Source organism: Cyanobium sp. NIES-981 (genome assembly GCF_900088535.1).
In the GTDB taxonomy this organism is placed as follows: Bacteria; Cyanobacteriota; Cyanobacteriia; order PCC-6307; family Cyanobiaceae; genus NIES-981.
The window spans coordinates 1,514,923-1,539,213 of sequence record NZ_LT578417.1 but is presented as its reverse complement, the minus strand read 5'-3'; the positions used below and the strand labels follow the sequence as shown (position 1 = coordinate 1,539,213).

Below are 24,291 nucleotides of genomic sequence, written 5' to 3'. Positions count from 1 at the left end.
TGCACCGGGCTTCAGAGCACCAGAGCGCGGAGCGGAGCCAGGGCCATCACGCCGCCGAACAGGGCCAGCAGCAGCGCCACCGCCGCCGTCCAGCGGGTGGGCAGGCGGCGCAGCAGCAGGTAGCTGCCGCCGCTCACCAGCAGGGATGCGGCGCCGGATCCGGCCCACCACAGGGCGGAGGCGACGCCCGCGGGTGCTTCCTGGCCGTGGAGCATGGCATGGACCGCCACGGCCGTGGCGATCAGGCCCCCGCAGAGCCCCAGGGCCGGCGCCTGGCTGGCCCTGGGGCTCTGCAGCACCAGGGCGGCCACCGCGGGCACCGCCAGGGCCGCCAGCAGCTCGGCGGCGGGCAGGCCGCCGCCCAGGGCGCCGAAAAGCCCGCCGGCCAGGGCCCCGGCCAGCCCCCAGAGCAGCAGCTGGGAGGAGAGCCAGGAGGCTGCGGCGCCCACGGCGATCAGGAGCAGCAGATGGTCGGTGCCGGCCAGGGGGTGCAGGAAGCCGGCCGCCAGCCCGCCGCTGGCGATGCTGTGGGCCTGGGCAGGCTGGCCCGCCAGCAGGGCCGTACCGGTGGCGAGGGCCACCAGCACGGCCAGGGAACGGGTGCTCGGGAACTGGGGCATGGATTCTCCCGGTGTCCGCGCCGGGCAGAAAGGAATGGGGAAAACGGCGAGCGTTCTGACTCGGGAGCCGGGCTCCCTCACAGCTGCGGGACAGTGCCGGAGTTGCACCGGGCTTTCCTCCTTGCCTTCCGGCGGTGGCCCCGGAAACCGTCTCCCGCCCATTCTGCGCACAGGGGGCGATCGGGGGGCACGGGCGTGGGCTGGGCAGTGGGCGTGGGCTGGGCGGTGCGGACGGCCGGCTCAGGGGTTGAGGATCTCCTCCCGCCATCCCTCCTCGCGACGCCAGCGGCGGCGGCGATGGGGGTGGCCCACCAGCTCCAGCAGCTCCACCTGCCCGATCCCGATCCGCAGCAGCTGGAAGTGCTCCGGCATGGGGACGTCGTCGGCCAGGTCTGCCGGGAAGGGCGCCCCAGCCTCCAGGGGGGCTCCCGGGGCGGGCCAGCCCCAGAGCGCCCGGCCGCCCGGGCTCAGGCCCCGCCAGTGCCGTTGCCGCTCGCCCATCTCCAGGTCGGGAGGCAAGGCGAGAAGCCGGCCGCGCAGGCGGAACTGGCAGCGGGCCCGGCTCAGCAGCCAGCAGAGCTCCACCCCGGGCTGGTGGCGGAGCTCGGCTGCCTTGGCACTGCGCCCGTCGGTGAGCAGATCGAGGCTGGCGCCATCGGCCCAGCCCCGGAACACCAGGGTGCGCAGCCGCGGGGTGCCGTCAGCGGCCACCGTGGCCAGCTGCAGCCAGCGGGCCGCGGGCGAGCGGCCTTCCCGCTGGCGTGCCCCCTTCAGCAGGGGGCGCCAGGGGGGCAGGTCGCTCACGCGGCCTGGGCCTGGCGGCGCTGGAGCATCACGGCGGCGGCGCCCGTGGCCGCCAGGCCCAGGGCGCCGCCCACGGCCAGGAACACCAGGGTCTGCAGGGCCAGCAGGACCAGCCCGATGGCCGAGGCGGTCTTGATCTGGATCCGGGATTTGATCAGCAGGGTGAGCAGCAGCAGCACGGTGGCCTGCAGCCCGGCGATCCTGGCCACCAGGGCCGGGCCGCTGAGCGGGCAGAGGGGGCAGGGAGGGAGCATCGGGGCCGGGAGCAGCCTGCCCATGCTGGCGGGAACGCGGGCCCTGCTGCCGGCCCGCCCGGAGCTGCCGGCAGCAGGGCTCACGGCAGCAGGGGCCCGCCGCTGGCGCGGCGGATGGCCACGATCCCAGGACGGGGCGGCCGGCCCGGAACGCCGGAGGGCCAGTTCGAGCCCAGGGGCACCGTGCGCTCCTGCACGAAGGAGGTGCCGCCCCGGTCCACCAGGGGGGTGCGCAGGATGGTGGAGGCGTTGGCCGCTCGGGTGCCGTTCAGTTCACCGGGGTGCTGCACGGCCAGGAAGAGCGTGTGCTGCCCTGCGTCGAAGCAGGGGCCGGTGAGCTCGCACTCCATGGGGCCGGTGGCGAAGCAGAGCGCTTCTCCCCGGGCCGGGCCGTCCTTCGGCAGCACCCAGCAGCTGTTGTTGCCGAAGGGATCGCCCGGGTCCGGCCGCGAGGAGCGATCGGTCACGAGCCACACGTTGCCGGAGCGGTCCACCTCCAGGTTGTCGGGGTTGGCGAAGCCCATGCCCCCCTGCCAGGGGGGGCCGCCCACCGCCACCATCTGCCAGCGGAAGCTCCCGCTCCGGCCCCCGTCCCGCCCACCGCTCCGCTCACCCCTAGCCGGGTTGCCATCGGTGAGGCGCATCACCCAGCCGTGGGGCCAGGTGGGCTCGCCACCCGGGCCCGAGAAGATGGCGGGATCCGCCCGCCCTTCCTCCGGCTCGCCCCCCCCGGCCGTGAAGGCGATCAGCAGATCCCCCGTGGTGGGATCGATCACCGTGTCTTCCGGACGGGCCGTGGCGGTGGCCCCCACGGCATTGGCGGCGCCGTGGGCATCGATCAGGATCGCCCCGAGCCGGGCCTCGCCTTCGCCTGGATAGAGGGCCGCCAGTGAGCCGAACCGCTGCCGGTAGGCGCTCACCTCGGCGTCACTGGCCAGGGCGACGGCGCCGGGGCGGCCGCGGTCGTGGTGGGGCACCAGCGTGGGCTGGTTCAGCCCCCAGCGCCCGTAGTGGCTGGGCCGCTGCGGCTCCACGCGGGTGCCGGGCAGCAGCGGGATCCAGCGGCCGCGGCCATCGGCGCCGAAGCGGGCCACCTCGAGGCGCCCCCGGGTGAACAGGCCGGAGTTGGCCGGGTCTTCGGGATCCTCGATCCGGCCGGTGCTCACGTAGCGGTAGAGGTGTCCGCCATGGCGGTCGCAGCCGGAATACACCACCAGGGGCCGGCCGGCCTCGGCCTTCACGGCCACCGCCTCGTGGCGGAAGCGCCCCAGGGCCGTGTGCTTCACCGGCGGCCGGTGGGGCCGGCGCGGATCCACCTCCACGATCCAGCCGTACTTGTTGCCGGCCAGGCCGAAGGGATTGCCCAGGCCCCGCAGGCGCCGGCCATCCCACTGGAAGGGCAGGTGGGACGGGGGCGGGGAGGAGCCGTCGGCGTACACCTCCTCGCACACCTCGTTCTGGACGTTCTCCTCGGCGCTGAGCACCGTGCCCCAGGGGGTGGTGCCACCGGCACAGTTGGCGAAGGTGCCGATGATCCGCTCGCCGAGGCCGTCGTCGTAGCCGAGCCTCCGGGGTGCCCGGAACACCACCGCCGCCGGCCCACTGGTGCGCAGGCGCTGGGCGGGGTCCTCCAGCCCGCTCAGCCCCGTGATGCGGCGATCGAAACGGCCGGCCTGCCGCTGCCAGCGGCCCTCGGATCCCCGCCGCAGACCCGCCACGCCGATGCCCAGATCCTCCAGGGCCGCGGCGGCCACGGCCCGCACCATGGCCAGCAGGGGATCACGGCGCTCCAGGGCCGTGGCATCCACGCGGCCGCCCCGATCGCCCAGGGCAGCCTGCAGCGCCTCCAGCGGCAGCGCCAGCCCGCGGGCCTCGGCCAGACCCTCGGCCCAGGCTCTGGCGCTGATGGACTCGAAGTTCACCGTGAGCAGGGCCGAATCCGGCGCCAGCGCCAGGAGGGCCAGGTGGTCGTTGTTGAAGCCGAAGCGGCCCCGGCCGAGGGGATCGCCCCACACCGCCAGCAGATCGGCCCGGTAGCCCTCGGGCACCACCAGGCGGTCCTCCAGGCTCACCTGGCCGTAGTGGCGGCGCTGCTCCGCCGCCGGGAGGCCATCGACCGCAAGCGGCAGGGGCGTGGGCACCGGACGGAAGGGCAGGGCCCGGGGCGGGATGTCCGCCGGGGACACGTCCGCGCCGGGGAGCCTCCGCGTCCGTGCCAGCGCCCGGGTGGCACGGCCCGTGCCCAGGCCCAGCAGCACCAGCAGGGAACGGCGGTTCATGGCTGCTGCGGGCGAGGGAAAGGGCCGGGAGGGCCGGCGAGGGGGCGTTGAAGGGGAGGAGGACATCACGACCCTCCTGCCCCGACGATCCCACCAACGCGACCATCTGCGCAAAAAGAAGGGCGCCCCGTGTCGGGCGCCCTTGGGCCTGTTGCGGGACTCGCGCTGCCCGGTCCTGGCCTCTGACCCATGGCTAGATCCGCCCGGCCGCGCTGTCAGTACGGCAACCCGTCACCGGGCGGTTTCAAGCGGTGGGTGCCACGGGCGGGTTCAGATCCCTCCACTCGGCGCCAGGGGGGCGGAAGCCAGGGAGGCGGACACGGTCTCCGCCGGGTCGTTGGCGTCCTCCCGATCACGCACCAGGTCGGCGGAGATGGCACCGTCGAAGGAGAGACGGCCCGGCCCCAGCAGCAGCAGGCCGAGGCTGCCGCCCAGGTACAGCACCACCAGCTCGAGCACGTAGATGTTCAGGCCCGCGGTGAGGATGTGGTGGTAGGCGGCCACACCCATGGTGCCGGCGATGGCGAGGGCCCCCAGAGGCGTGAGCAGGCCCAGGATCAGCAGCCAGCTGCCCGCCACCTCGGAGAGACCCGCCACCCAGGCGAGCACGAGGGGGAAGGGGAGATGGAGCGGCGCCACGTAGGTGTCGGCGAAGGCCTGGGGGTTGGCGAGCTTGTCCTGGCCGTGGTGGATCATCATCAGGCCGACGGCCACCCGCAGGATCAACAGGCCGGCATCGGCGAGGGCACCGCGCTCCAGCACGTAGCGCCGCAGCAGGGTGCGTGTCGCCGGGCGCTGCACCAGGCGGGTGAGCGGACCAGGGGCGGGGGCGAGGGAGCCGGCGCGGGAGGCGTCGAGGTCGGAGCGGTTCAGGCGCAGGAACCACAGGGCCAGACAGGCCGCGGTGAAGCCAGCGAGACCTTCCAGCAGCTGAAGGGTGGACATCGGCAGCAATGGGGAGGATGGTGTGGAAGGAACTCTGGCAAGTCAGGTAACGGAACGTGAAGGCGTTCCTGAGCCCCGCCGTTCCCTGCCGCGGCCACGGCCGTGGCCGGCACCGCCCGGGGCTCCCGCCCCGCCGGGCCTCCGCCACGGCCCCGCTGGATCTGTCACAATGTTTACACTTCGTAACACCGTCATGACTGTTGGCGAGCTCTTTCTCGAGTCGGTGTCCACCGGGGTGATCACGCCCGCCGAGCTGCACTGGCTCACCCAGCGCCAGAACCTCTTTTCCCGGGTGGAGGAGGCGGCGGCCGTTCGCCTCGGCCGGCTCCTCGACCAGGGAGAGATCCAGCTGGGCTGCCGGCTGGGCCACCGTCCGGCCCCGTCCGGCGGATTTCCCGCCGCCTGACCCAGGACCCGCCTCGGGCAGTTAGGATTTCTTTACGTTTCGCAATCACGCGCAACCATGTCTGACTCCACCTCCCGCTTCGGTTTCGTCGCCTTCGCTGAAACCTGGAATGGCCGCCTCGCCATGCTCGGTTTCGTGATCGGTCTCGCCACCGAGCTGCTCACCGGCCAGGGCATCCTCGGCCAGATCGGCCTGGGCTGATCCGCGGAGCTTCCGCCACCCGCCAACGGCCATCCGCCCACGGCCGATCAGCGGCGGCACCCCCCGGGTACCGCCGCTTCTTCATGGCCGGCCCCCGCGTCAGGGCAGGCGCACCCCCGCCAGGCGCCGACGGGCCACCAGCAGCACCAGGCTGCGGCTCTCCAGCGGGATGCCCCCGGGCCTCCAGCGCTCCGGTGTGGCCGGCAGGTCGTCGCCGGGGGGCAGGCCGGTGTCGATCACCCGCAGCCACCCCGAGGTGGACACCGGCAGGTCGAAGTGCACGGCCTTGCTGTAGGCGTTCATGGCGCACCAGAGCAGGGGCCCATCGATGCTGTCGTTGATGCTCCAGGCCACCGTGTGCGACCAGCCGGCCCAGTCCGGCCGGCCGATCTCCACCCCATGCCACTGGCGCCAGCGGTGCACCGGGTCGTCCTGACGCCGCTGGGGGCGTTCCGGCAGGGGGAATTCCGGATTGATCAGATCCACCAGCTGGTGCCGCAGGGCCAGGAGCCGCCGCAGGAACAGGCGCAGGGCCTGGTCGCCCGCGTCGGGCTGCCAGTGCATCCAGCCCAGGGGGTTGTTCTGGCACCAGGTGTTGTTGTTGCCCCCCTGGCTGCGCCGCACCTCATCCCCCATCAGCAGCATGGGCACCCCGGGCGCCAGCAGCAGGCTGCTGAGCAGATTGCGCAGCTGCCGCTCGCGCAGGCTGGTGATCGCATGGTCGGTGCTCGGACCCTCCACGCCGTGGTTCCAGCTGTTGTTGTGGTTGTCGCCGTCGCGGTTGTCCTCCCCGTTCGCCAGGTTGTGCTTGGTGTTGAAGCTCACCAGATCCGCCAGCGTGAAGCCGTCATGGGCGGTGAGGAAGGTGATGGCCTGGCCGGGGTGCACCGGCACGTGGTGGTAGAGGTCAGGGCTGCCGCTGAGCCGCTGGCCCACCGCCCAGGCGCAGTTGTCATCGCCTTTCCAGAAGCGGCGCAGGTCGTCGCGGAAGCGGCCGTTCCAGGTGGCCACCCGCTTGGCAGGGAAGTCGGCCAGCTTGTACAGCCCGCCGCAGTCCCACGGTTCGCTGATCAGCTTCAGGTCGGCCAGGTCGGGATCGGCCTCCATGGCCTCGAACAGGGGCGGCGTGGTGAGGGGGGCGAGGTTGTCGCCGCGGCTGAGGGCGATGCCCAGATCGAAGCGGAAACCATCCACCCCCAGTTCAACGGCCCAGCAGCGCAGGGATTCGAGGATCAGCCGCCGCACCAGGGGCCGGTTGGCGGCGATGGTGTTGCCGCAGCCGCTCACGTCCAGATACTCGCCCAGGGCGTTCTGCTGGTAGTAGAGCCGGTCGCAGAAACCGCGCCAGCTGAGGGTGGGGCCATTCTGGTTGCCTTCGCTGGTGTGGTTGTAGACCACATCCAGCAGCACCTCGATGCCGGCCTGGTGGCAGGCCGTCACCAGCTGGCGCACCTGGTCGCGGCCGCTGAGGGGATCGGTGCCGATCAGGTAGTCGGGATGGGGAGCCATCCAGCTCACCGGGCTGTACCCCCAGTGGTTGAGACGGCCGTCCGGGGCATCGCTGGGATCGAAGGCCATCACCGGCAGCAGCTCGATCGCGGTGATGCCCAGCTCCCGCAGGACGGGCAGGGCCTCGATCAGCCCCAGCAGCGTGCCCTGCTGCTCCCGGCTCACCGGACAGCCCGCCCCCTGGGTGAAGCCGCCCACGTGCAGCTCGTAGATCACGCTGCGCTGCCAGCTGTGGCGCGGCCGTGGGGCCGCCTCGAAATCGAAGCGGTCGCGCTCGGTCACCACCCCCTTGAGGCAGTGGGCCGCGTTCGGCGCCGCCCCCACCGCCGCGCTGCGCCGGTAGCTGCCCCAGCCGGCGATGGCCCGGGCACAGGGATCCAGCAGCACCTTGGAGGGGTTGAAGCTGTGGCCACCCGGCTGCAGCGGCCCGAACACGCGGTAGCCGTAGCAGGTGCCCAGGCCCAGGCCCTCCACCTCCACGTGCCAGTGGTCACCGGAGCGGTGGCCGGAATCGAGTTTCACCACGCGGACGGGCTCGCTGGCCTCGCCGTGGCTGAACAGCAGCAGCTCCAGGCTGGTGGCCAGCGGCGCCACCACGGAGAAGTTCACGCCCCGGGGGGTGAGGGAGGCGCCGAGGGGCCAGGGTCGCCCGGGGCGCACCGCCCCCGCAGGCTGGCCCGCGGCAGTGCCCCGCTGGGGAACCGCCGGCTGGGCTGGAGCCGGCTGGGCTGGAGCCGAGGTGGATGGGGCTGACAACGGCTCCGGCCAGTGCGCCCACAAACTAGGCAGCAGTGCCGTGGAAAGCCCAGGTGTCCGTGCTCGCCCATCCTCCGGAGGCTGGCCGCCCACCCCAGGCCGTGCTGCCCGGTCTGTGGCTGTTCGCCCCCAGCCGCGACAGCCAGGGGGGCAGCAGCTGGTTGCTGGAAGCCTCCCGCACCGGGCTGGGCTTCGATCTGCTGATCGACTGCCCCGGCTACAGCCAGGCCAACCTCGACTGGTTGCGCGGTCGGGGCGGGGATGGGCTGCTGGTGCTCACCGGCCGGGAGGGCCACGGCCGCTGCCGGCGCTGGCAGCAGGCCCTCGGCTGGCCGGTGCTGGTGCAGGAGCAGGAGGCCTACCTGCTGCCCGGGGTGGAGCGTCTGCAGCGGTTCGGCTCCGCCCATGACCTGGCCGCCGGCGCGCGCCTGCTCTGGACCCCGGGCCCGACGCCCGGCGCCTGCGTGCTGCATGTGCAGCGCCAGGGCCTCGACGGGCTGTTCTGCGGCCGGCTGCTGGCGCCGGTGGGGGTGGGGGCCGTGGCCCCGTTGCGCACCGCCCGCACCTTCCACTGGCCGCGGCAGTGCCGCAGCCTGGGGCGGCTGCGCCAGTGGCTGCCGCCGGGCTCACCCCACTGGATCGCCTGCGGTGGCGGTCTCGGTGCCCTGCGCGGCGAGAAGCTCGTGCCCCACGGCGCTGCCGTGCTGGCTGCCCTCGCGCTGGAAGGCCCGCCCACCCCATTGATGGGGTAATTCAACACGAAAACCGTTGCAGCACCGTGCTTCTCTGTTGCGGTACCGGGGTGTGGCCCATACCATTGGCGCGCTGATGCCCCGTACGGCGCCCCCGCCGCCGCTTCGATCGCGCCCCAGAGGCTTACCCCGCTCCCATGAACAAAGCTGACCTCGTCAACCTCGTGGCCGCCCGCACCGAGTTGACCAAGACCGACGTCTCCCAGGTCGTCGACGCCGCCATCGAGACCATCATCGATTCGGTGGTGGAAGGAAAGAAGGTGTCCATCCTCGGTTTCGGTTCCTTCGAACCGCGCGAGCGCTCCGCCCGGCAGGGCCTCAATCCCAAGACCGGCGAGAAGATCAAGATCCCGGCCAAGCGGGTTCCAGCCTTCACCGCCGGCAAGATGTTCAAGGACCGCGTGCAGGGCTGAGCCAGCCCGGACCCACCCCCGGCACCAGCGGCCTCCAGGCCGCTTTTTTCATGTCCGCCCGTCCGCCCGTGCTCCCCGATCATCTGCAGCAGCTGCTCCAGGCCGGTGTGCAGCGGCGGGCCAGGGCCTACCGGGGCCGTTTCGCCCCCTCCCCCACCGGCGCCCTGCACCGGGGCAACCTGCGCACGGCCCTGCTCAGCTGGCTGGAGGCCCGGCTGGCCGGCGGGGAGTGGCTGCTGCGGCTCGATGATCTCGACACGCCCCGCAACCGCCCCGGAGCCGAGGAGGGGATCCTGCAGGACCTGCGCTGGCTAGGCCTCTCCTGGGACGGGCCGCTGTGGCGCCAGAGCGACCGCCGCGGGCTGTACGCCACGGTGCTCTCGGCCCTCCGCCGGCAGGGCCGCCTCTACCCCTGCCGCTGCAGCCGGCGGCTGCTGGCCGACGTGTCCGCCCCCCATGGGGCCTGGGCCGTGTACCCGGGCTTCTGCCGCGACAGGCCGCCCCGGTGGGGGCCCGAGCAGGGGCGCCTGCCCAGCTGGCGGCTGCGCTCCCCGCCGGGACGGATCCGCTGGAGCGAGCACTCCGCGCTGGGGTTGTGCTCGGCGGCTGGAGACCTGGACGCCGCCAGCCAGGTGGGGGATGTGGTGCTGCGCCGGGCGGATGGTTTCCTCGCGTACCACCTCGCCACGGCCGTGGACGAACTCACCCTGGGCATCAGCGCCGTGGTGCGGGGGGCCGATCTCTGGCGCTCCACCGCCGCCCAGGTGGCGGTGATGGCCGAGCTGGGCGCTCCACCGCCGCTGTATGCCCATGGGCCGCTCTGGTGTGACCCGGCCACGGGTCAACGGCTGAGCAAGCGCGAGGGCTCCGCAGGGCTGGCCGGTCTGCGGGAGCAGGGGCTGGACGGGCCCGGGGTGATCGGGCTGCTGGCCGCCAGTGTCGGCCTGGTGCCGCCGGGCTCCCGGCTCAGTGCCGCGGACCTGCTGCAACAGGTTCGCGGCGGCAGGCGGGAGGCTTAAGGAAGGTTTCGGGAATGGGGTGTGGAAACCCACGCACACTGAGGAGAGAACCTCCACGGCTCCCCCGGGCCGCCCAGAACCAGGCCGCATTGATGAACATCGAAGCCAGGCTCCTCCACCTCGACCCCCAACAGACTGGTCGCCGGGCCGGGCGGATCTGCGGCCACTGCGGCGGCAGCGGCATCCTGCGCCTCGACGACCAGCGCTTCCGCACCTGCCTGGACTGTCTGGGGCAGGGGCGCTGTGCCGCGCCCGCCATCACCCCGATCAGCGGGTCGGTTTCCTCTTCTGCTGCCTGATGAAGAAGGCGGCCGTCGCCACCACCACGGCCAGGGGAACGGCCGTCAGCAGCAGCAGGATCACGGCGGTCCAGTCGGTGTACATCCGCAACCTGAGAGTTGCTGCCATCATCCCAGCAACCCCCCCCGCTGCGCTGCACGGGTGCTGTGATGCCGCTGCGTCGTTGTGTTCTGTCCCTGGGGCTTCTCGTGGGGTCGGGGGTTCTGCCGGGCCTGCCGGGCGGCGCCGGCGCCACGGCGGATGTGGTGTTCGACGACTGCCGGCCCACCGCCGACGGGGGCGTGAGCTGCGACACCCGCCCCACCGGCGACACCCTGCTGAACGACGAGGCGGCCCGCTTCGGCCTGTTCGATGCCGCCAGCCCGGGCTGGAGCGAGTTCGAGCCCTTCGAGGCCGACGACGACATGCTCGGGGGCAACGGCACCTGACCTCCCAGGCCGGGCCCCTGCTGACGGGGGGGCGATCCGTCGCTAGGCACGGGATGGCGATGCGCCGGTGATGGCAACGACGGCCCCTGCTCCCCCTGGCTCCACCTGCCTCCTGGCCGACACGCAGGCGCGCATCAGCCGGATCGTGCGGGGGCAGGGGGGCCGGGCCGACGCCCTGATCGAGGTGCTGCACCGGGTGCAGGAGCTGATGGGTTATCTGAGCCAGCCGGCGCTGGAGCAGGTGGCCCGCGAGCTGCAGCTGCCCCTCTCGCGGGTGTACGGGGTGGCGAGCTTCTATCACCTCTTCCGCCTGCAGGCCCCCTCGGCCCATCGCTGTGCCGTGTGTCTGGGCACCGCCTGCTTCGTGAAGGGGGGCGCCGAGCTGGCGGCGCTGCTGGAGCGGCGGCTCGCGCTGCGGCTGGGGGATCCGGCCGGCAACGGCACCTGGGCCCTGGAGCCGGTGAGCTGCCTGGGGGCCTGCGGGCAGGCGCCGGTGCTGGTGGTGGACGGCCAGCTGGAGGCCCGCTTGCCGGTGGACGCTCCCGAGCAGCTGGCCCGGCGCCTCGATGCCCTGGCGCTCGGGCAGAGCCGGCCCGGAGCCGGGGGGAGCTGATGGCGGCCGGGGCCTGCCTGCGCTGCTGCGGCGCCAGCGGCTGCCGCTCCGCCGGCAGCGAAGCCGTGCGCCAGGCCCTGGAGGGGGCGGCGGAGCGGGCCGCCGCGGCCGGCCAGGCCCCGCCCGCGATCCGCCCGGTGGGCTGCCTGCGCCTGTGCGGCCGGGGGCCGCTGGTGGCGCTGGATCGGCCCCAGCAGCCGGGCCGGCTGTTTGCCGCCGTGCGGCCCGAGCAAGCGGCTGCCCTGGTGGCGGCCGCCACCGGGGCAGCCGAGGTGGCGTGCGGGGTGGAGCCTGGGATGGCGGCGTCTGCGCTGGCGGAGGCGGCCCTCGCAGGCCAGGAGCTGGACCTGGGGCATCCCTTCTTCGCCCTGCAGCAGCCGGTGGTGCTGGAGAACTGCGGCTGGATCGATCCCACCGCGATCGACGACGCCCTGGCCCGCGGGGCCTACGGGCAGCTGCAGCGGGTGCTGAGCGGCTTCACCCCGGAAGCGGTGCGGGAGCAGGTGAAGCGCAGCGGCCTGCGGGGCCGCGGCGGCGCCGGCTATCCCACGGGGCTGAAGTGGGACACGGTGGCCCTGCAGCCCCCCGGGCCGCGCACGGTGGTGTGCAACGCCGATGAGGGCGATCCGGGCGCCTTCATGGACCGGAGCGTGCTGGAGGGCGATCCGCACCGGCTGATCGAGGGGATGGCGATCGCCGCCTATGCGGTGGGCGCCGCCCAGGGCTACGTGTACGTGCGGGCCGAATACCCCCTGGCGATCGAGCGGCTGCGGCTGGCGCTGCGGCAGGCCCGCAGCCGGGGCTTCCTGGGGGAGCGCATCGCCGGCACGGGCTTCCGGCTGCGGCTGGAGGTGCGGGTGGGGGCCGGGGCCTACGTGTGCGGGGAGGAAACGGCGCTGCTGGCCTCAATCCAGGGCCAGCGCGGCACCCCCAGGCCCCGCCCCCCCTTCCCCGCCCAGGTGGGTCTGGGGGGAGCGCCCACCCTGATCAACAACGTGGAAACCCTCGCCGCCATCCCGGCGATCCTGCGGGAGGGGGGCGACTGGTATGCCGCCATCGGCACCGAGGGCAGCCGGGGCACCAAGGTGTTCGCCCTCTCGGGGGCGGTGGAGCGCACGGGGCTGGTGGAGGTGCCGATGGGCACCAGCCTGCGCACGGTGGTGCTCACCATGGGCGGCGGGGTGCCGGGGGGGGAGGGTCCCCACGGCGGCATCAAGGCGGTGCAGACCGGCGGGCCCTCGGGCGGCTGCATCCCGGCGGCCCTGCTCGACACGCCGGTGGACTACGCCCGCCTCACGGCCCTGGGTTCGATGATGGGCTCCGGCGGCATGGTGGTGATGGGCGAGAGCACGTCCATGCCCGAGGTGGCCCGCCATTTCATGCGCTTCAGCGTGCAGGAGAGCTGCGGCAAGTGCGTGCCCTGCCGCGCCGGCACGGTGCAGCTGGCCCAGCTGCTCGACCGCTTCGTGGAACGGCGCGCCGTGCCGCAGGATCTGGAGCGGCTGGAGCAGCTCTGCGCGATGGTGGGCCGCACCAGCCTCTGCGGCCTGGGGCAGGCGGCGCCCAACCCGGTGCTCAGCACCCTGCGCCATTTCCGCCACGAATACGAGGCGGCCTGCCGCGAGCCCAGCGGCTGCCAGACCAGCGGCAGCTGCCCCATCGGCGAGGCGCCCCGGCCATGAGCGTGCACACCCTCACGGTGGACGGGGTGGAGGTGGCGGTGCCGGCCGGAGCCTCGCTGCTGGAGGCGGCCCGGGCGGCCGGATCGGAGCTGCCCACCCTCTGCCACCTCGACGGCCTCACGCCGGTGGGGGCCTGCCGCCTCTGCCTGGTGGAGGTGGAGGGCAGCGGCAAGCTGCAGCCGGCCTGCGCCACGGCCGCCGCCGAGGGGCTGGTGGTGCGCACCCGCACGCCGGAGCTGGCGGAGTTCCGCCGCATGGCCGTGGAGCTGTTCTTCGCGGAGGGCAACCACGTGTGCGCCTTCTGCGTGGCCAACGGCGCCTGCGAACTGCAGGACGTGGCGGTGACCGTGGGCATGGACCACTCCAGCTTCCCGTATCAGTACCCGGCGCGCCAAGTGGATGCCTCCCATCCGCAGTTCGCGCTGGATCACCACCGCTGCATCCTCTGCACCCGCTGCGTGCGGGTGTGCGAGGAGATCGAGGGGGCCCACGTGTGGGACGTGGCCCACCGCGGCGCCGAGTGCCGGATCATCGCCGGGCTGGACCAGCCCTGGGGCGAGGTGGCGGCCTGTACGTCCTGCGGCAAGTGCGTGGACGTGTGCCCCACCGGCGCCATCTTCCGCAAGGACGACACCACATCCGAGAAGCAGGCGCACCGGGAGCGGCCCCAGCAGCTGCGCAGCGCCCGCGACCAGCACCAGTGGCAGAACCAGTGAGCCCGAACCAGCCATGACCACCCCAGCTCCGAAACTGCGCTTCGCCACGGTGTGGCTGGCGGGCTGCAGCGGCTGCCACATGTCGTTTCTCGATCTCGACGAGTGGCTGTTCGAGCTGGCCAGACACGTGGATGTGGTGTTCTCGCCGGTGGCCAGCGACGTGAAGACCTATCCCGAGGCCGTGGATGTGTGCCTGGTGGAGGGCGCCGTGGCCAATGCCGACAACCTCGAACTGGCCCAGCAGCTGCGCCAGCGCACGCGGCTGGTGGTGGCGTTCGGCGACTGCGCCGTGACCGGCAACGTGCCGGCCCTGCGCAACCTCTGGGCCGGCGTGGATGGGGGCTCGCGCCAGAGCGTGCTGGATCGCGGCTATGTGGAGCTGGCCGACACCGGCGCCCAGCACCCCCATGCGCCCGGCATCGTGCCGGAGCTGCTGGAGCGGGTGCTGCCGCTGCATGAGGTGATCCCGGTGGATCTGTATCTGCCCGGCTGTCCGCCGAGCGCCGATCGGATCCGGGAGGCGATCACGCCCCTGCTGCGGGGCGAAACGCCGGTGATGGAAGGCGCGGCGATGCTCAAGTTCGGCTGAGGGGGAGAGGCCATGACCCGCACGATCACGATCGATCCCGTCACCCGCATCGAGGGCCACGCCAAGATCACGCTTCACCTGGATGAGGCGGGCCGGCTGGCCGATGCCCGCTTCCACGTGGTGGAGTATCGGGGCTTTGAAACCTTCTGCGAGGGGCGGCCGTTCACCGAGATGGCGGGCATCACCGCGCGGATCTGCGGCATCTGCCCGGTGAGCCACCTGCTGGCGGCGGCGAAGACGGGCGACAAGCTGCTGGCGGTGCAGCCGCCACCGGCGGCAAGGAAGCTGCGGAAGATGCTGAACCTGGCCCAGCTGTGCCAGAGCCATGCGCTCTCCTTCTTTCACCTCAGCAGCCCCGATTTCCTGCTGGGCTGGGAGAGCGATCCGGCGAAGCGCAATGTGTTCGGCCTGATGGCGGCCGATCCGGAGCTGGCCCGCGCCGGCATCCGGCTGCGCCAGTTCGGCCAGCAGGTGCTGGAGCTGCTGGGGGGCCGCAAGATCCACTCGGCCTGGGCGGTGCCCGGTGGGGTGCGCACGCCCCTGAGCGCCGAGGCGAAGGCCTGGATCCTGGAGCGGCTGCCGGAGGCGAAGGCCACGGTGGCCACGGCCCTGGAGCTCTACAAGAAGCTGCTCGATGGTCCGCTGCAGCGGGAGCAGCGCACGTTCGGCGATTTCCCCTCGCTGTTCATGGGCCTGGTGGGGCCGGGGGGGCAGTGGGAGTGCATCGATGGCCTGATCCGCCTGGTGGACAGCAGCGGCGCGGTGGTGGCCGATGGCCTCTCGGAAGACGACTACGCCAGCTTCCTGGGTGAGGCGGTGGAGAGCTGGAGCTACCTGAAATTTCCGTACTACAAGCCGCTGGGCTACCCCGACGGGATCTACCGCGTGGGCCCGCTGGCGCGGCTGAACGTGTGCGAGGCGATCGGCACGGACTGGGCCGACCGTGAGTTGCAGGAGTTCCGCCAGCGCAGCGGCACGGCGCAGAGCGGCGGCCGCATCGCCACATCATCCTTTGCGTATCACCATGCGCGGCTGGTGGAGATCGTGGCCTGCCTGGAGGGCATCGAGCAGCTGGTGGCGGACGACACCCTGATGAACGGCCGCATCCGCGCGAGGGCCTCGCTCAATGCCAACGAGGCCGTGGGCGTGAGCGAGGCGCCCAGGGGCACGCTGTTTCACCACTACCGGGTGGACGACGACGGCCTGATCACCCGCGTGAACCTGATCATCGCCACGGGCCAGAACAACCTGGCCATGAACCGCACCGTGACCCAGATCGCCCGCGAATTCATCCCAGAACCGGTGGCCGAGGGCGCCGAGATCCCCGAGCCGCTGCTGAACCGGGTGGAGGCGGGCATCCGCTGCTTCGATCCGTGCCTCTCCTGCAGCACCCATGCGGCGGGGCAGATGCCGCTCAGGATTGCGCTGGTGGATGCCAGCGGGGCGGTGGTGGCGGAGAGGGTGAGGGGTTGAAGGATGTTATGCGAATCCGTAGAAGCTGCGTAGGGTCAGAAGTGCTTGCCTAGGATTCATTGCCGCAGCAAGATTTGCAGCAAGAGCTTACTGCTGAGAGAGGTTTATGCCGCTGAATCCGGGAGGCTCTTGGCCTTTTGCGGGTCCGCCCAATAAGCGTTAGACACACTTAAATCACTTTGCACATGACTCGAAAGGCTCGGCAAAACTCCTCAGGACAAGACAACATCGAGAAGCTTGCAAACACTGACTTAGACCCAATAGGCAGTGAAATCGCTCGGATAAGCAAGCTAGGTGGTGCCTTAAACCCAAGGCTTGAATTACCCAGCTTGTCGGTACAGATTGCTGCCAAAGCAGGGTTGTCAGAAGCAATAAAGAATATGAACTCTCTAGCTCCGGCCTGGGCAGACCTTGCTAAGTCATTGGATTGGTCCAAGTCAGTAGCTTTACAGACTGAGGCCCTCAAGGCCATGGACTTGTCGTCAGCAATACAGCGTCAAACTGAAGCGCTTCGAGCAATAGACTGGGATCTTGGGAGGCTTCGTGGAGAGCCACCAGCAATCCTACAAGATGCATTGGAGGAGAGTAGTAATGAAAGTGGACTTGAAGGGGAGATTCGTAAACTCCGAAAAGAAATAGAAAAGAAGGGTGCTCTTCTTGCCGACAGAGAGGCAGACCGTACCGAATTGCAAGCTCGGGCATCCGAACTCAAGGCAAGTCTCGAACAACTACGCCAAAAAGAGCGATTTGCCTTCCTGCTAAATCAGGTTCATCCTGCAGCCCAGGTGTTGCTCGGCACCGATCTTTCCTTTAGGGATCAATTCTTGGGTGCAAAGGAGTGCACTGGTTTTGTTGTCTCAATGGATATCCGAAGATCAACGGAGCTAATGCTGAAAGCACGCAGCCCAGACCGGTACGCAGAGTTTATCTCGTCGTTATCTCGTCAGCTAACCAAAGAAGTGCTTGAGTCATTTGGTGTGTTTGACAAGTTTACAGGTGACGGCATCCTGGCTTTCTTCCCTGATTTCTACAGTGGAACGGATGCAGGTTTTTATGCCGTTTCATCAGCGATGCGATGTCATCAGATATTTCACCAGCACTACAAGTCGCATCGAAACAGCTTCATCTCTGTCCTCCAGGATACAGGTCTTGGTGTCGGCATTGACTATGGGAATCTAAGTCTTGTTCAGGTTTCAGGTCACCTTACGGTTGTTGGGCCTCCTGTTGTGTACGCATGTAGGCTAGGTGGCGCCCCTGCCGGCTCAACACTCGTTAATCAGCCAGCATATGAGATTCTTTGTGAGGCTTACGGACTTAATCTGCACTTCGAGGAAACCACTCAGGATCTTAAGCACGAAGGGAAGATATTGGCTTATCGTACAGAGCCAACCCCTAAAGAGTATGAGCCAAGTGCGCCAATGTGGTTTGTCCAAGATGCCACTGCAAGTGATCCATGTGATTGATCGCAATGCGTCTTGGAGTGCCTAACACGAGATTCAGAAGACGGATGCAGAAACTGCCTCTATTTCCAGAGTGAATCCTCCCTTCTCATCTGGGGCGTTGTACATCTTCAAAAACCACTTCGTTCCCTGCTTGCATCTCTGCCGCCATCGTTCTCTCCAATACCCCCACCCACCCTTCCACCCCCCTGCCACCAGCCTTGCCTCCCCCCTGACCCCGCTGGCATCCTGAGTAAGCAGATCCACTCCCCCCGTTGACCTACGCCGCTGAGACCCCGCTGAGCGACGCCGGCAGCAGCGACGACCTCCACGACGAATTCCTCGGCGCTCTCGCCGCCCTGGGCGGTTCAGCCGGCAACGGTCGTCTGCGCGAGACGCTGGAGTGGGACGAAGCCCGCTACGAGGCGGTGAAGGGTGCCCTGCTGAACCGCCGCCTGATCGTGCCCGGCCGTGGCCGCGGGGGCTCGGTGTCTCTGGCGGGTGAATCGGCGGCTGAGCCCTCCGGCAATGGCCAACGCGCCAGCCGCGCCCCCAGCACCCGCACATCCAACGGCTCCCGTGTCACCTCGGCCCCCAGCTCGTTCGAGCAGGCGTTCCGCGCCATCGACGACTGTCTGCGCAAGGAGGCGGGCTGCGGCACCGAGCTCGACTACACCGAGCAGACATCCTGGCTGCTGTTCCTCAAATACCTCGACGGGCTGGAAGACGACAGGGCCGCCGTGGCCGCTCTGGAGGGCCGCAGCTACAGCCCCATTCTGGAGGAGCCCTACCGCTGGAGCCGCTGGGCGGCGCCGAAGAACGCCAGCGGCCAGCTGGATCACCACGCCGCCCTCACCGGCGACGACCTGCGCGACTTCGTGAACCAGCGCCTGTTCCCCTACCTGGAGCGCTTCAAGCAGCGCGCCAGCGGGCCGAACACGATCGAATACAAGATCGGTGAGATCTTCGGCGAACTGCGCAACAAGATCAGCAGCGGCTACAACCTGCGCGAGATCATCGATCAGCTCGATGGCCTCCAGTTCCGCTCCCAGGCCGAGAAGCACGAGCTCTCGATGCTCTATGAGGAAAAGATCAAGCGCATGGGCAACGCCGGCCGCAATGGCGGTGAGTACTACACGCCCCGGCCGCTGATCCGCGCCATCGTGCAGGTGGTGAACCCCCAGATCGGCGAAACGGTCTACGACCCGGCTGTTGGCTCTGCCGGCTTCCTGTGCGAAGCGTTCGAGTACATGCGCAAGGGCGGCGCCTCGGGCCGCGAGCTCAGCACCGAAGATCTCGCCACCCTCCAGACCCGCACCTTCACCGGCAAGGAGAAGAAGAGCCTCGCCTATGTGATCGCGATCATGAACATGATCCTGCACGGCATCGAGGCGCCCAATGTGCTGCACACCAACACCCTCACAGAAAACCTCAGTGACGTGCAGGAGCGCGACCGCTTCGATGTGATCCTCGCCAATCCACCCTTCGGCGGCAGCGAACGCAAGGAGGTGCAGCAGAACTTTGAGATCCGCAGCGGCGAAACCGCGTTTCTGTTCCTGCAGCACTTCATCCGCCTGCTGCGGGCCGGCGGCCGTGCCGGCGTGGTGATCAAGAACACGTTCCTGTCGAACACCGACAACGCCTCGGTGGCCCTGCGCCAGAAGCTGCTGTCCGACTGCAACCTGCACACGGTGCTCGACTGTCCCGGCGGCACCTTCCAGGGGGCAGGGGTGAAAACGGTGGTGCTGTTCTTCGAGAAGGGCGCGCCAACCCGCAAGGTGTGGTTCTACCAGCTCGATCCCGGCCGCAACCTTGGCAAGACCAATCCGCTCAACGACCGCGACCTGGCTGAGTTTGTGGAGCTGCAGAAAACCTTTGCCGATTCGCCCAAGAGCTGGAGCGTGGCGATGGACTCTATTGATCCACAGAGCTGGGATCTTTCAGTGAAGAATCCCCATGGGGCTGAGGCGGCGGCGTTGCGGAGCCCGCAGGAGATCCTGGCGGAGATTGCGGCGCTCGATGCGGAGAGTGCGCAAGTGCTGGGGAGGATCAGGATGTTGGTATGAGGGAAGGTTGGCAGTTCAAGAGGCTTGTCGACGTTGCCACGCTTCAAAGAGGGTTCGACCTGCCAACCCATGAGCGATTAGGTGGGGATGTTCCGCTCGTCACCTCAAGCGGAATCAGTGACATGGTTGATAGCAGCGCCGTTATTGGGCCAGGAGTTGCAACAGGTCGCAGCGGAAGCATTGGCAAAGTCTTCTTCTTGGATCAAGACTTCTGGCCTTTAAATACAGTGCTCTATGTCAAAGACTTCCATGGTAATGACCAGCGATTCATTTTTTACCTGCTCCAAAACCTTGACCTGAGTCGATTCGCGACCGGCACGGGTGTTCCAACGCTCAATCGCAACTTTGTTCACGATGAAGTTGTATGCGTCCCCCCGCTCCCCGAACAGCAGCGAATCGCCGCCCTGCTCGACGAAGCGTTTGCGGGCCTCGCCACCGCCAAGGCCAACGCCGAACGGAACCTCCGGAACGCCCGCGCGATCTTTGAGAGTCATCTCCAATCTGTGTTCAGTCAGCGGGGGGAGGCGTGGGTGGAGAAGTGCCTTGATGAACTCTGCACGTTCAGCAGCGGAGGTACACCTTCGAAGGCGAACAAGAGTTATTGGGAGGGGGAGATACCATGGGTTTCTGGGCGTGACATGAAATCCACCCGGCTCTCAGATTCTGCTCTACACATCTCCCAGGCAGCAGTTGCCGAGTCTGCAACACGCATGGCCTCGGTAGGAACACTCCTTATTCTTGTTCGTGGAATGGGGCTTGCGCATGGAGCGCAGATCACTGAACTGCTTGTTCCGTGCGCGTTCAACCAGGACATTCGGGGAATCCATGCCAAGCCAGGCTTGCTTCCGAGGTATCTCCTTTTCGCTCTTCGGGACGGAATCAATTCAAGCGACACAGTCTTGAGCAGTGCGGCTCACGGTACTCTCAAGATTGACTCAAATGAACTGGCGAAGGTGATCATTCCATTTCCTCCACTCGAGCAGCAGCAAAGTATTGTTTCCGCGATTGACACCCTGGCAGAAGAAACCCAACGCCTCACCCGCCTCTACGAACGCAAACTCGCCGCCCTGGAGGAACTGAAGAAGTCCCTCCTGCACCAGGCGTTCAACGGCGAGCTCTGAACGCGTGCCCTCGGCCTACGGTGCACCTCGCCGAGCTGTCTTACCGATAGTGATACCTGCAGGCCAGGATCACAAGCTGCTCCCCATCCAACCTGTAAACCAGGCGATGTTCCCCGTCAATCCGGCGCGACCAGCAGCCGGCCAGGTTTTCCCGCAGGGGCTCGGGTTTGCCGATGCCAGCGAAGGGATCGCGCAGGCACGCCTGGATCAGCTGGTTGATGCGCCGCAGCTGTCTTCGGTCCTGGCTCTGCCAGTGGAGATAGTCGTCCCAGGCGGCAGCCGTCCAGGCCAGCCGCTCAATCGCCGCCATCGGCCACATCCGGATCGATCAGCCCATGGGAGAGAAGCTCCCCGCGCCCGGCCTGCTCCAGTGACCGCTGCAGATGGGCCGCATTGGCCGGGGAACGCAGCAGATGCACGGTTTCCATCAGGCTGTTGTAGGTGTCGAGCGACATCACCACCGCCCCCTTGGCGTGCCTCCGGGTGATGAGGGTCACGTCGGCATCGGCCTCCACCCGATCCAGCACGGCCTTGAAACTCTCCCGGGCCTCTGAAAAGCTCACCACCTGCATGGCGTTGTCCAAGAACCTGTACATCAGGATAGTCTGGTGCTCGCCGTGTGAGTGGCACGCCTGCATCGCAGGACACCAGCTGCCTTCTGCCGCAGATTGCTGGCTTCAGGGCAATCCCAGCCGCTGGTTGCCCAGCGCTCCACCATGCCGCAGGCCCCAGAGCGGCCCCGCCTGCTCAACGCCGATGGCGGCCCGCTGCAGGAAGCGCGCCGCTGATCCAGGCAGAGCCCGGCCACCCACGCCAAACTGGCGGCATGAGCCCCGTGGCCCGCCCCTCCAGCTATTCCTACGTGGTGGATGAGCCGCTGCTGCGCACGATCGCGGCCGAGATCCAGGCGGCGATTCCCGGCGCCGAGGTGCGCCTGTTCGGCTCCCGCGCCCGCGGCACCGAGCGGCCCGATTCCGATCTGGATCTGCTGGTGACCGTGCCGGATGCGTGGCTGGCAACGCATTCGCGCTTTGAGGAGACGGGCGAATTGAGCCGAAAGCTGGCCCGGCATCGGATTCCGATTGATTTGCTCGTTTACTCCGCTTCCGAGGCTCTTGCTCGCCGGCAATACAGCCAGCATGTGGTGGCCGAGGCCTACCGCGAGGGGAGAGAGCTGCATGCCCTCTGATCGCCAGCGTGAGGCGGCTCGCATGCTGCGGATTGCCCATCGAGATCTCAAGGCTGCGAGGTCCATGCTGGATCCAGATCTCTTTGATGAGGCCACGTGGGGCTTTCATGTTCAGCAGGCCACGGAAAAGGCTTTGAAGGCATGGATGTCTGCGCTTGAACGCGACTATCCCCGCACCCATGACCTCGCTTTGCTAGGTCAACTGATCATCGATGGCGGCGGTGATCCAACACCCTTTCAATCCCTTGAGAACTTCACGCCCTTCGGAGCCCGTCTTCGCTATGACGACGAGCCGGAGGTCCTGAACCTCGATCGCGCTGCCTGGAATCAGCTCTGCGCCGATCTCCTCGAACAGGTGGCCTCGCTGATCCCATGAACGAGGCCGAAACCCGCGCCGAGCTCATCGATCCGCTGCTCGCCGCAGCCGGCTGGGGTGTGGTGGAAGGCAGCCGCATCCGCCGCGAGTTTCCGATCACCCCCGGCCGGCTCGAAGGCGGCGGCCGGCGCGGCCGGGCCCTCAGCGCCGATTACGTGCTCCAGTTCCGCAACACCAAGCTGGCGGTGGTGGAGGCCAAGGCCGAGTCTGCTCCCCTCAGCGAAGGCGTGGGCCAGGCCAAGGATTACGCCGCCAAGCTGCAGATCCGCTTCACCTACGCCTGCAACGGCCGGGGCGTCTACGCCATCGACATGGCCACCGGCGCCGAGGCGGAAGCTGCCGGTTTCCCCAGCCCCGAGGAGCTGTGGCAGCGCACCTTCGCCGCCGAGAACGCCTGGCGTGATCGCTTCGCCGATCTCCCCTATGCCGACAAGGGCGGCAGCTGGCAGCTCCGCTTCTACCAGGAGATCGCCGTGACGCGGGTGCTGGAGGCGATCGCCGCCGGCCGCCACCGCATCCTGCTCACCCTGGCCACCGGCACCGGCAAAACCTCGATCGCCTTCCAGATCCTCTGGAAGCTGTTCCAGGCCCGCTGGAACCTCTCCGGCCAGCCCAGCCGCCGGCCGCGCATTCTCTTTCTCGCCGATCGCAACAACCTCGCCGATCAGGCCTTCAACGACTTCACCTCCTTCGCCGCCTTCGAAGACAACGCCCTCGCCCGCCTCGAACCGGGCGACCTGCGCAGGAAGGGCCGGGTGCCCACCAACGCCAGCGTGTTCCTCACCATCTTCCAGACCTTCATGAGCGGTCCGCCGGTGGAGGGCAAGCCCTCCCCCTGGTTCGGCCAGTACCCGGCCGACTTCTTTGATGTCATCGTGATCGATGAATGCCACCGCGGTGGCGCCAACAACGAATCCACCTGGCGCGGCATCCTCGAGTACTTCGCCCCCGCCGTGCAGCTCGGCCTCACCGCCACCCCCCGCCGCGAAGGCAACACCGACACCTACGCCTACTTCGGTGAGCCGGTGTTCACCTACTCGCTCAAGGAAGGCATCAACGACGGCTTCCTCACCCCCTTCCGCCTCAAGCAGTTCACCACCACCCTGGATGAATACGTCTACACCCCGGACGACACCGTGGTGGAAGGCGAGATCGAAGCGGGCAGGGTGTACAAAGAGGCCGATTTCAACCGCATCATCGAGATCAAGCAGCGCGAGCAGCAGCGGGTGCAGATCGTGCTGGATCAGATCGACCAGCGCCAGAAAACCCTGGTGTTCTGTGCCACCCAAGACCATGCCCTCGCCGTCCGCGACCTGATCAACCAGCACAAGAGCAGCAGCGATCCCAACTACTGCCAGCGGGTCACCGCCAACGACGGCGAACTCGGCAACACCTGGCTGCGCGCCTTTCAGGACAACGAGAAAACCATCCCCACCATCCTCACCACCTCCCAGAAGCTCTCCACCGGCGTGGATGCCCGCAACGTGCGCAACATCGTGCTGCTGCGGCCGGTGAACTCGATGATCGAGTTCAAGCAGATCATCGGCCGCGGCACCCGCCTCTACGACGGCAAGGACTACTTCACCATCTACGACTTCGTGAAGGCCCACCACCACTTCAGCGATCCGGAGTGGGACGGCGAGCCCCTGGAGCCAGAACCCGCCGTGCCCCGCCAAGACGTGCCCCCAGGTCCACCAACCGAGCCCCCCGATCCAGGCGACGATGATGAGCCCGGCGCCCAGCCCCGCCGCACCAAGGTGCGGATCCGGCTCGGCGACGGCAAGGAACGCGCCATCCAGCACATGATGGTGACCAGCTTCTGGCATCCCGACGGCACGCCGATGAGTTCGCAGCAGTTCCTCGAACTGCTCTATGGCCAGTTGCCGGAATTCGTGAACGATGAAGCTGAGCTGCGCGAACTCTGGAGCGCGCCCGACACCCGCCGCAAGCTGCTGCAGGGCCTGGAGGAGAAGGGCTTCGGCGCCCAGCAGCTGGCGGAGATGCAGCGCCTGATCGATGCCGAGAACAGCGACCTCTTCGATGTGCTGGCCCATGTGGCCTATGCCCTGCGGCCCATCCCCCGCCAGAGCCGCGCCGATCAGGCCCGCCTCTACATCCACTCCAAATTCACCAGCAAGCAGCAGCTGTTCCTCGATTTCGTGCTCCAGCACTACGTGACGATGGGGGTGCAGGAACTCGCCCAGGACAAGCTCATCCCCCTGCTGTGCCTCCGCTACCAGAACAGCATCGCCGATGCGGTGGCCGATCTGGGCCAGCCGGAGGAGATCGGGCGGCTGTTTTCGGGGTTCCAGCGGTATCTGTATGAGGCTTCTGCCTGATG

25 protein-coding genes and 1 riboswitch are annotated in these 24,291 nt (G+C 68.6%); of the genes, 17 read left to right on the top strand and 8 right to left on the bottom strand.

The genetic code is table 11. The annotated features are described in order from the left end of the window. Nucleotides 1-11 precede the first annotated feature (11 nt). From CBM981_RS07875 to CBM981_RS07855, 5 genes are all read right to left on the bottom strand, one after another. Nucleotides 12-620, bottom strand: coding sequence for a HupE/UreJ family protein (locus tag CBM981_RS07875; protein WP_087067968.1), 609 nt, complete (start codon nucleotides 618-620; stop codon nucleotides 12-14). 27 nt (nucleotides 621-647) lie between these two features. Then, a riboswitch (cobalamin riboswitch) is annotated at nucleotides 648-787 on the bottom strand. Nucleotides 788-860: 73 nt separating this feature from the next. After that, nucleotides 861-1,424 carry a pyridoxamine 5'-phosphate oxidase family protein gene (locus CBM981_RS07870; RefSeq protein ID WP_087067967.1) on the bottom strand — a complete coding sequence of 188 codons (564 nt, stop codon included), beginning with the start codon at nucleotides 1,422-1,424 and terminating at the stop codon, nucleotides 861-863. Next, nucleotides 1,421-1,762: a hypothetical protein gene (locus CBM981_RS07865; RefSeq protein WP_369801592.1), complete on the bottom strand. Its 342-nt coding sequence runs from the start codon at nucleotides 1,760-1,762 to the stop codon at nucleotides 1,421-1,423. Before CBM981_RS07865 ends, CBM981_RS07870 begins: the two co-directional genes overlap by 4 nt. Then, the gene (locus CBM981_RS07860) at nucleotides 1,759-3,957 is read right to left on the bottom strand and encodes a PhoX family phosphatase (protein ID WP_087067966.1); all 2,199 of its coding nucleotides are present in this window, start codon (nucleotides 3,955-3,957) and stop codon (nucleotides 1,759-1,761) included. Before CBM981_RS07860 ends, CBM981_RS07865 begins: the two co-directional genes overlap by 4 nt. Before the next feature lie 270 nt (nucleotides 3,958-4,227). Continuing rightward, complete coding sequence (locus tag CBM981_RS07855; protein WP_087067965.1) at nucleotides 4,228-4,902, bottom strand: DoxX family protein; 675 nt, start codon at nucleotides 4,900-4,902, stop codon at nucleotides 4,228-4,230. Nucleotides 4,903-5,095: 193 nt separating this feature from the next. Between CBM981_RS07855 and CBM981_RS07850 the strand changes: the two genes are divergently transcribed. Both CBM981_RS07850 and CBM981_RS07845 read left to right on the top strand, forming a co-directional pair. Continuing rightward, on the top strand, nucleotides 5,096-5,308 hold the full coding sequence (locus CBM981_RS07850; protein ID WP_087067964.1) for a hypothetical protein: 213 nt from the start codon (nucleotides 5,096-5,098) through the stop codon (nucleotides 5,306-5,308). 57 nt (nucleotides 5,309-5,365) lie between these two features. Then, entirely contained in the window at nucleotides 5,366-5,509 is a 144-nt protein-coding gene (locus CBM981_RS07845) for a chlorophyll a/b-binding protein (protein ID WP_087067963.1), read from the top strand. A gap of 99 nt (nucleotides 5,510-5,608) precedes the next feature. On the opposite strand, the gene CBM981_RS07840 is transcribed toward CBM981_RS07845, so the two are convergent. Next, nucleotides 5,609-7,678 (bottom strand): glycogen-debranching protein, encoded by a 2,070-nt coding sequence (locus CBM981_RS07840; RefSeq protein WP_087067962.1) that lies wholly within the window; start codon nucleotides 7,676-7,678, stop codon nucleotides 5,609-5,611. Between the two features lie 155 nt (nucleotides 7,679-7,833). Between CBM981_RS07840 and CBM981_RS07835 the strand changes: the two genes are divergently transcribed. The 12 genes from CBM981_RS07835 (at nucleotide 7,834) to CBM981_RS07785 (ending at nucleotide 20,385) form a co-directional block, all read left to right on the top strand. Further along, a complete protein-coding gene (locus CBM981_RS07835; protein WP_172820849.1) occupies nucleotides 7,834-8,526 on the top strand; it encodes an MBL fold metallo-hydrolase in 693 nt (230 codons plus the stop codon). A 137-nt stretch (nucleotides 8,527-8,663) separates the two neighbouring features. Continuing rightward, nucleotides 8,664-8,939, top strand: coding sequence for an HU family DNA-binding protein (locus tag CBM981_RS07830; RefSeq protein WP_006911342.1), 276 nt, complete (start codon nucleotides 8,664-8,666; stop codon nucleotides 8,937-8,939). 50 nt (nucleotides 8,940-8,989) lie between these two features. Continuing rightward, nucleotides 8,990-9,958: a tRNA glutamyl-Q(34) synthetase GluQRS gene (gene gluQRS, locus CBM981_RS07825; RefSeq protein ID WP_087067960.1), complete on the top strand. Its 969-nt coding sequence runs from the start codon at nucleotides 8,990-8,992 to the stop codon at nucleotides 9,956-9,958. A gap of 449 nt (nucleotides 9,959-10,407) precedes the next feature. Continuing rightward, on the top strand, nucleotides 10,408-10,686 hold the full coding sequence (locus CBM981_RS07820; protein ID WP_369801591.1) for a hypothetical protein: 279 nt from the start codon (nucleotides 10,408-10,410) through the stop codon (nucleotides 10,684-10,686). 70 nt (nucleotides 10,687-10,756) lie between these two features. Beyond that, nucleotides 10,757-11,299 carry an NAD(P)H-dependent oxidoreductase subunit E gene (locus CBM981_RS07815; RefSeq protein WP_087067958.1) on the top strand — a complete coding sequence of 181 codons (543 nt, stop codon included), beginning with the start codon at nucleotides 10,757-10,759 and terminating at the stop codon, nucleotides 11,297-11,299. Next, complete coding sequence (locus CBM981_RS07810) at nucleotides 11,299-12,981, top strand: NuoF family protein (RefSeq protein ID WP_087067957.1); 1,683 nt, start codon at nucleotides 11,299-11,301, stop codon at nucleotides 12,979-12,981. The genes CBM981_RS07815 and CBM981_RS07810 overlap by 1 nt, the downstream gene beginning before the upstream one ends. Further along, nucleotides 12,978-13,697: a bidirectional hydrogenase complex protein HoxU gene (hoxU, locus tag CBM981_RS07805; protein ID WP_087067956.1), complete on the top strand. Its 720-nt coding sequence runs from the start codon at nucleotides 12,978-12,980 to the stop codon at nucleotides 13,695-13,697. The genes CBM981_RS07810 and hoxU overlap by 4 nt, the downstream gene beginning before the upstream one ends. Nucleotides 13,698-13,710: 13 nt before the next feature. After that, complete coding sequence (locus CBM981_RS07800) at nucleotides 13,711-14,286, top strand: oxidoreductase (protein WP_087067955.1); 576 nt, start codon at nucleotides 13,711-13,713, stop codon at nucleotides 14,284-14,286. 12 nt (nucleotides 14,287-14,298) lie between these two features. Further along, on the top strand, nucleotides 14,299-15,759 hold the full coding sequence (locus CBM981_RS07795; RefSeq protein WP_087067954.1) for a Ni/Fe hydrogenase subunit alpha: 1,461 nt from the start codon (nucleotides 14,299-14,301) through the stop codon (nucleotides 15,757-15,759). Nucleotides 15,760-15,944: 185 nt separating this feature from the next. Further along, nucleotides 15,945-17,222 (top strand): hypothetical protein, encoded by a 1,278-nt coding sequence (locus CBM981_RS15305; RefSeq protein ID WP_157665379.1) that lies wholly within the window; start codon nucleotides 15,945-15,947, stop codon nucleotides 17,220-17,222. Nucleotides 17,223-17,473: 251 nt separating this feature from the next. Continuing rightward, complete coding sequence (locus CBM981_RS07790) at nucleotides 17,474-19,264, top strand: N-6 DNA methylase (RefSeq protein WP_225867306.1); 1,791 nt, start codon at nucleotides 17,474-17,476, stop codon at nucleotides 19,262-19,264. Further along, nucleotides 19,261-20,385, top strand: coding sequence for a restriction endonuclease subunit S (locus CBM981_RS07785; RefSeq protein WP_087067953.1), 1,125 nt, complete (start codon nucleotides 19,261-19,263; stop codon nucleotides 20,383-20,385). Before CBM981_RS07790 ends, CBM981_RS07785 begins: the two co-directional genes overlap by 4 nt. A gap of 40 nt (nucleotides 20,386-20,425) precedes the next feature. Here CBM981_RS07785 and CBM981_RS07780 read toward each other — a convergent pair whose 3' ends face one another. Further along, entirely contained in the window at nucleotides 20,426-20,695 is a 270-nt protein-coding gene (locus tag CBM981_RS07780; protein ID WP_087067952.1) for a Txe/YoeB family addiction module toxin, read from the bottom strand. Continuing rightward, complete coding sequence (locus tag CBM981_RS07775) at nucleotides 20,682-20,957, bottom strand: type II toxin-antitoxin system prevent-host-death family antitoxin (protein WP_087069279.1); 276 nt, start codon at nucleotides 20,955-20,957, stop codon at nucleotides 20,682-20,684. Before CBM981_RS07775 ends, CBM981_RS07780 begins: the two co-directional genes overlap by 14 nt. A 254-nt stretch (nucleotides 20,958-21,211) precedes the next feature. Between CBM981_RS07775 and CBM981_RS07770 the strand changes: the two genes are divergently transcribed. From CBM981_RS07770 to hsdR, 3 genes are read left to right on the top strand one after another with little or no spacing between them, the layout of a single operon-like run. Beyond that, a complete protein-coding gene (locus CBM981_RS07770) occupies nucleotides 21,212-21,574 on the top strand; it encodes a nucleotidyltransferase domain-containing protein (RefSeq protein WP_087067951.1) in 363 nt (120 codons plus the stop codon). Continuing rightward, entirely contained in the window at nucleotides 21,564-21,950 is a 387-nt protein-coding gene (locus tag CBM981_RS07765; RefSeq protein WP_087067950.1) for a HEPN domain-containing protein, read from the top strand. The genes CBM981_RS07770 and CBM981_RS07765 overlap by 11 nt, the downstream gene beginning before the upstream one ends. Next, nucleotides 21,947-24,289, top strand: coding sequence for an EcoAI/FtnUII family type I restriction enzme subunit R (hsdR, locus tag CBM981_RS07760; RefSeq protein WP_087067949.1), 2,343 nt, complete (start codon nucleotides 21,947-21,949; stop codon nucleotides 24,287-24,289). The genes CBM981_RS07765 and hsdR overlap by 4 nt, the downstream gene beginning before the upstream one ends. Nucleotides 24,290-24,291: the final 2 nt, after the last annotated feature.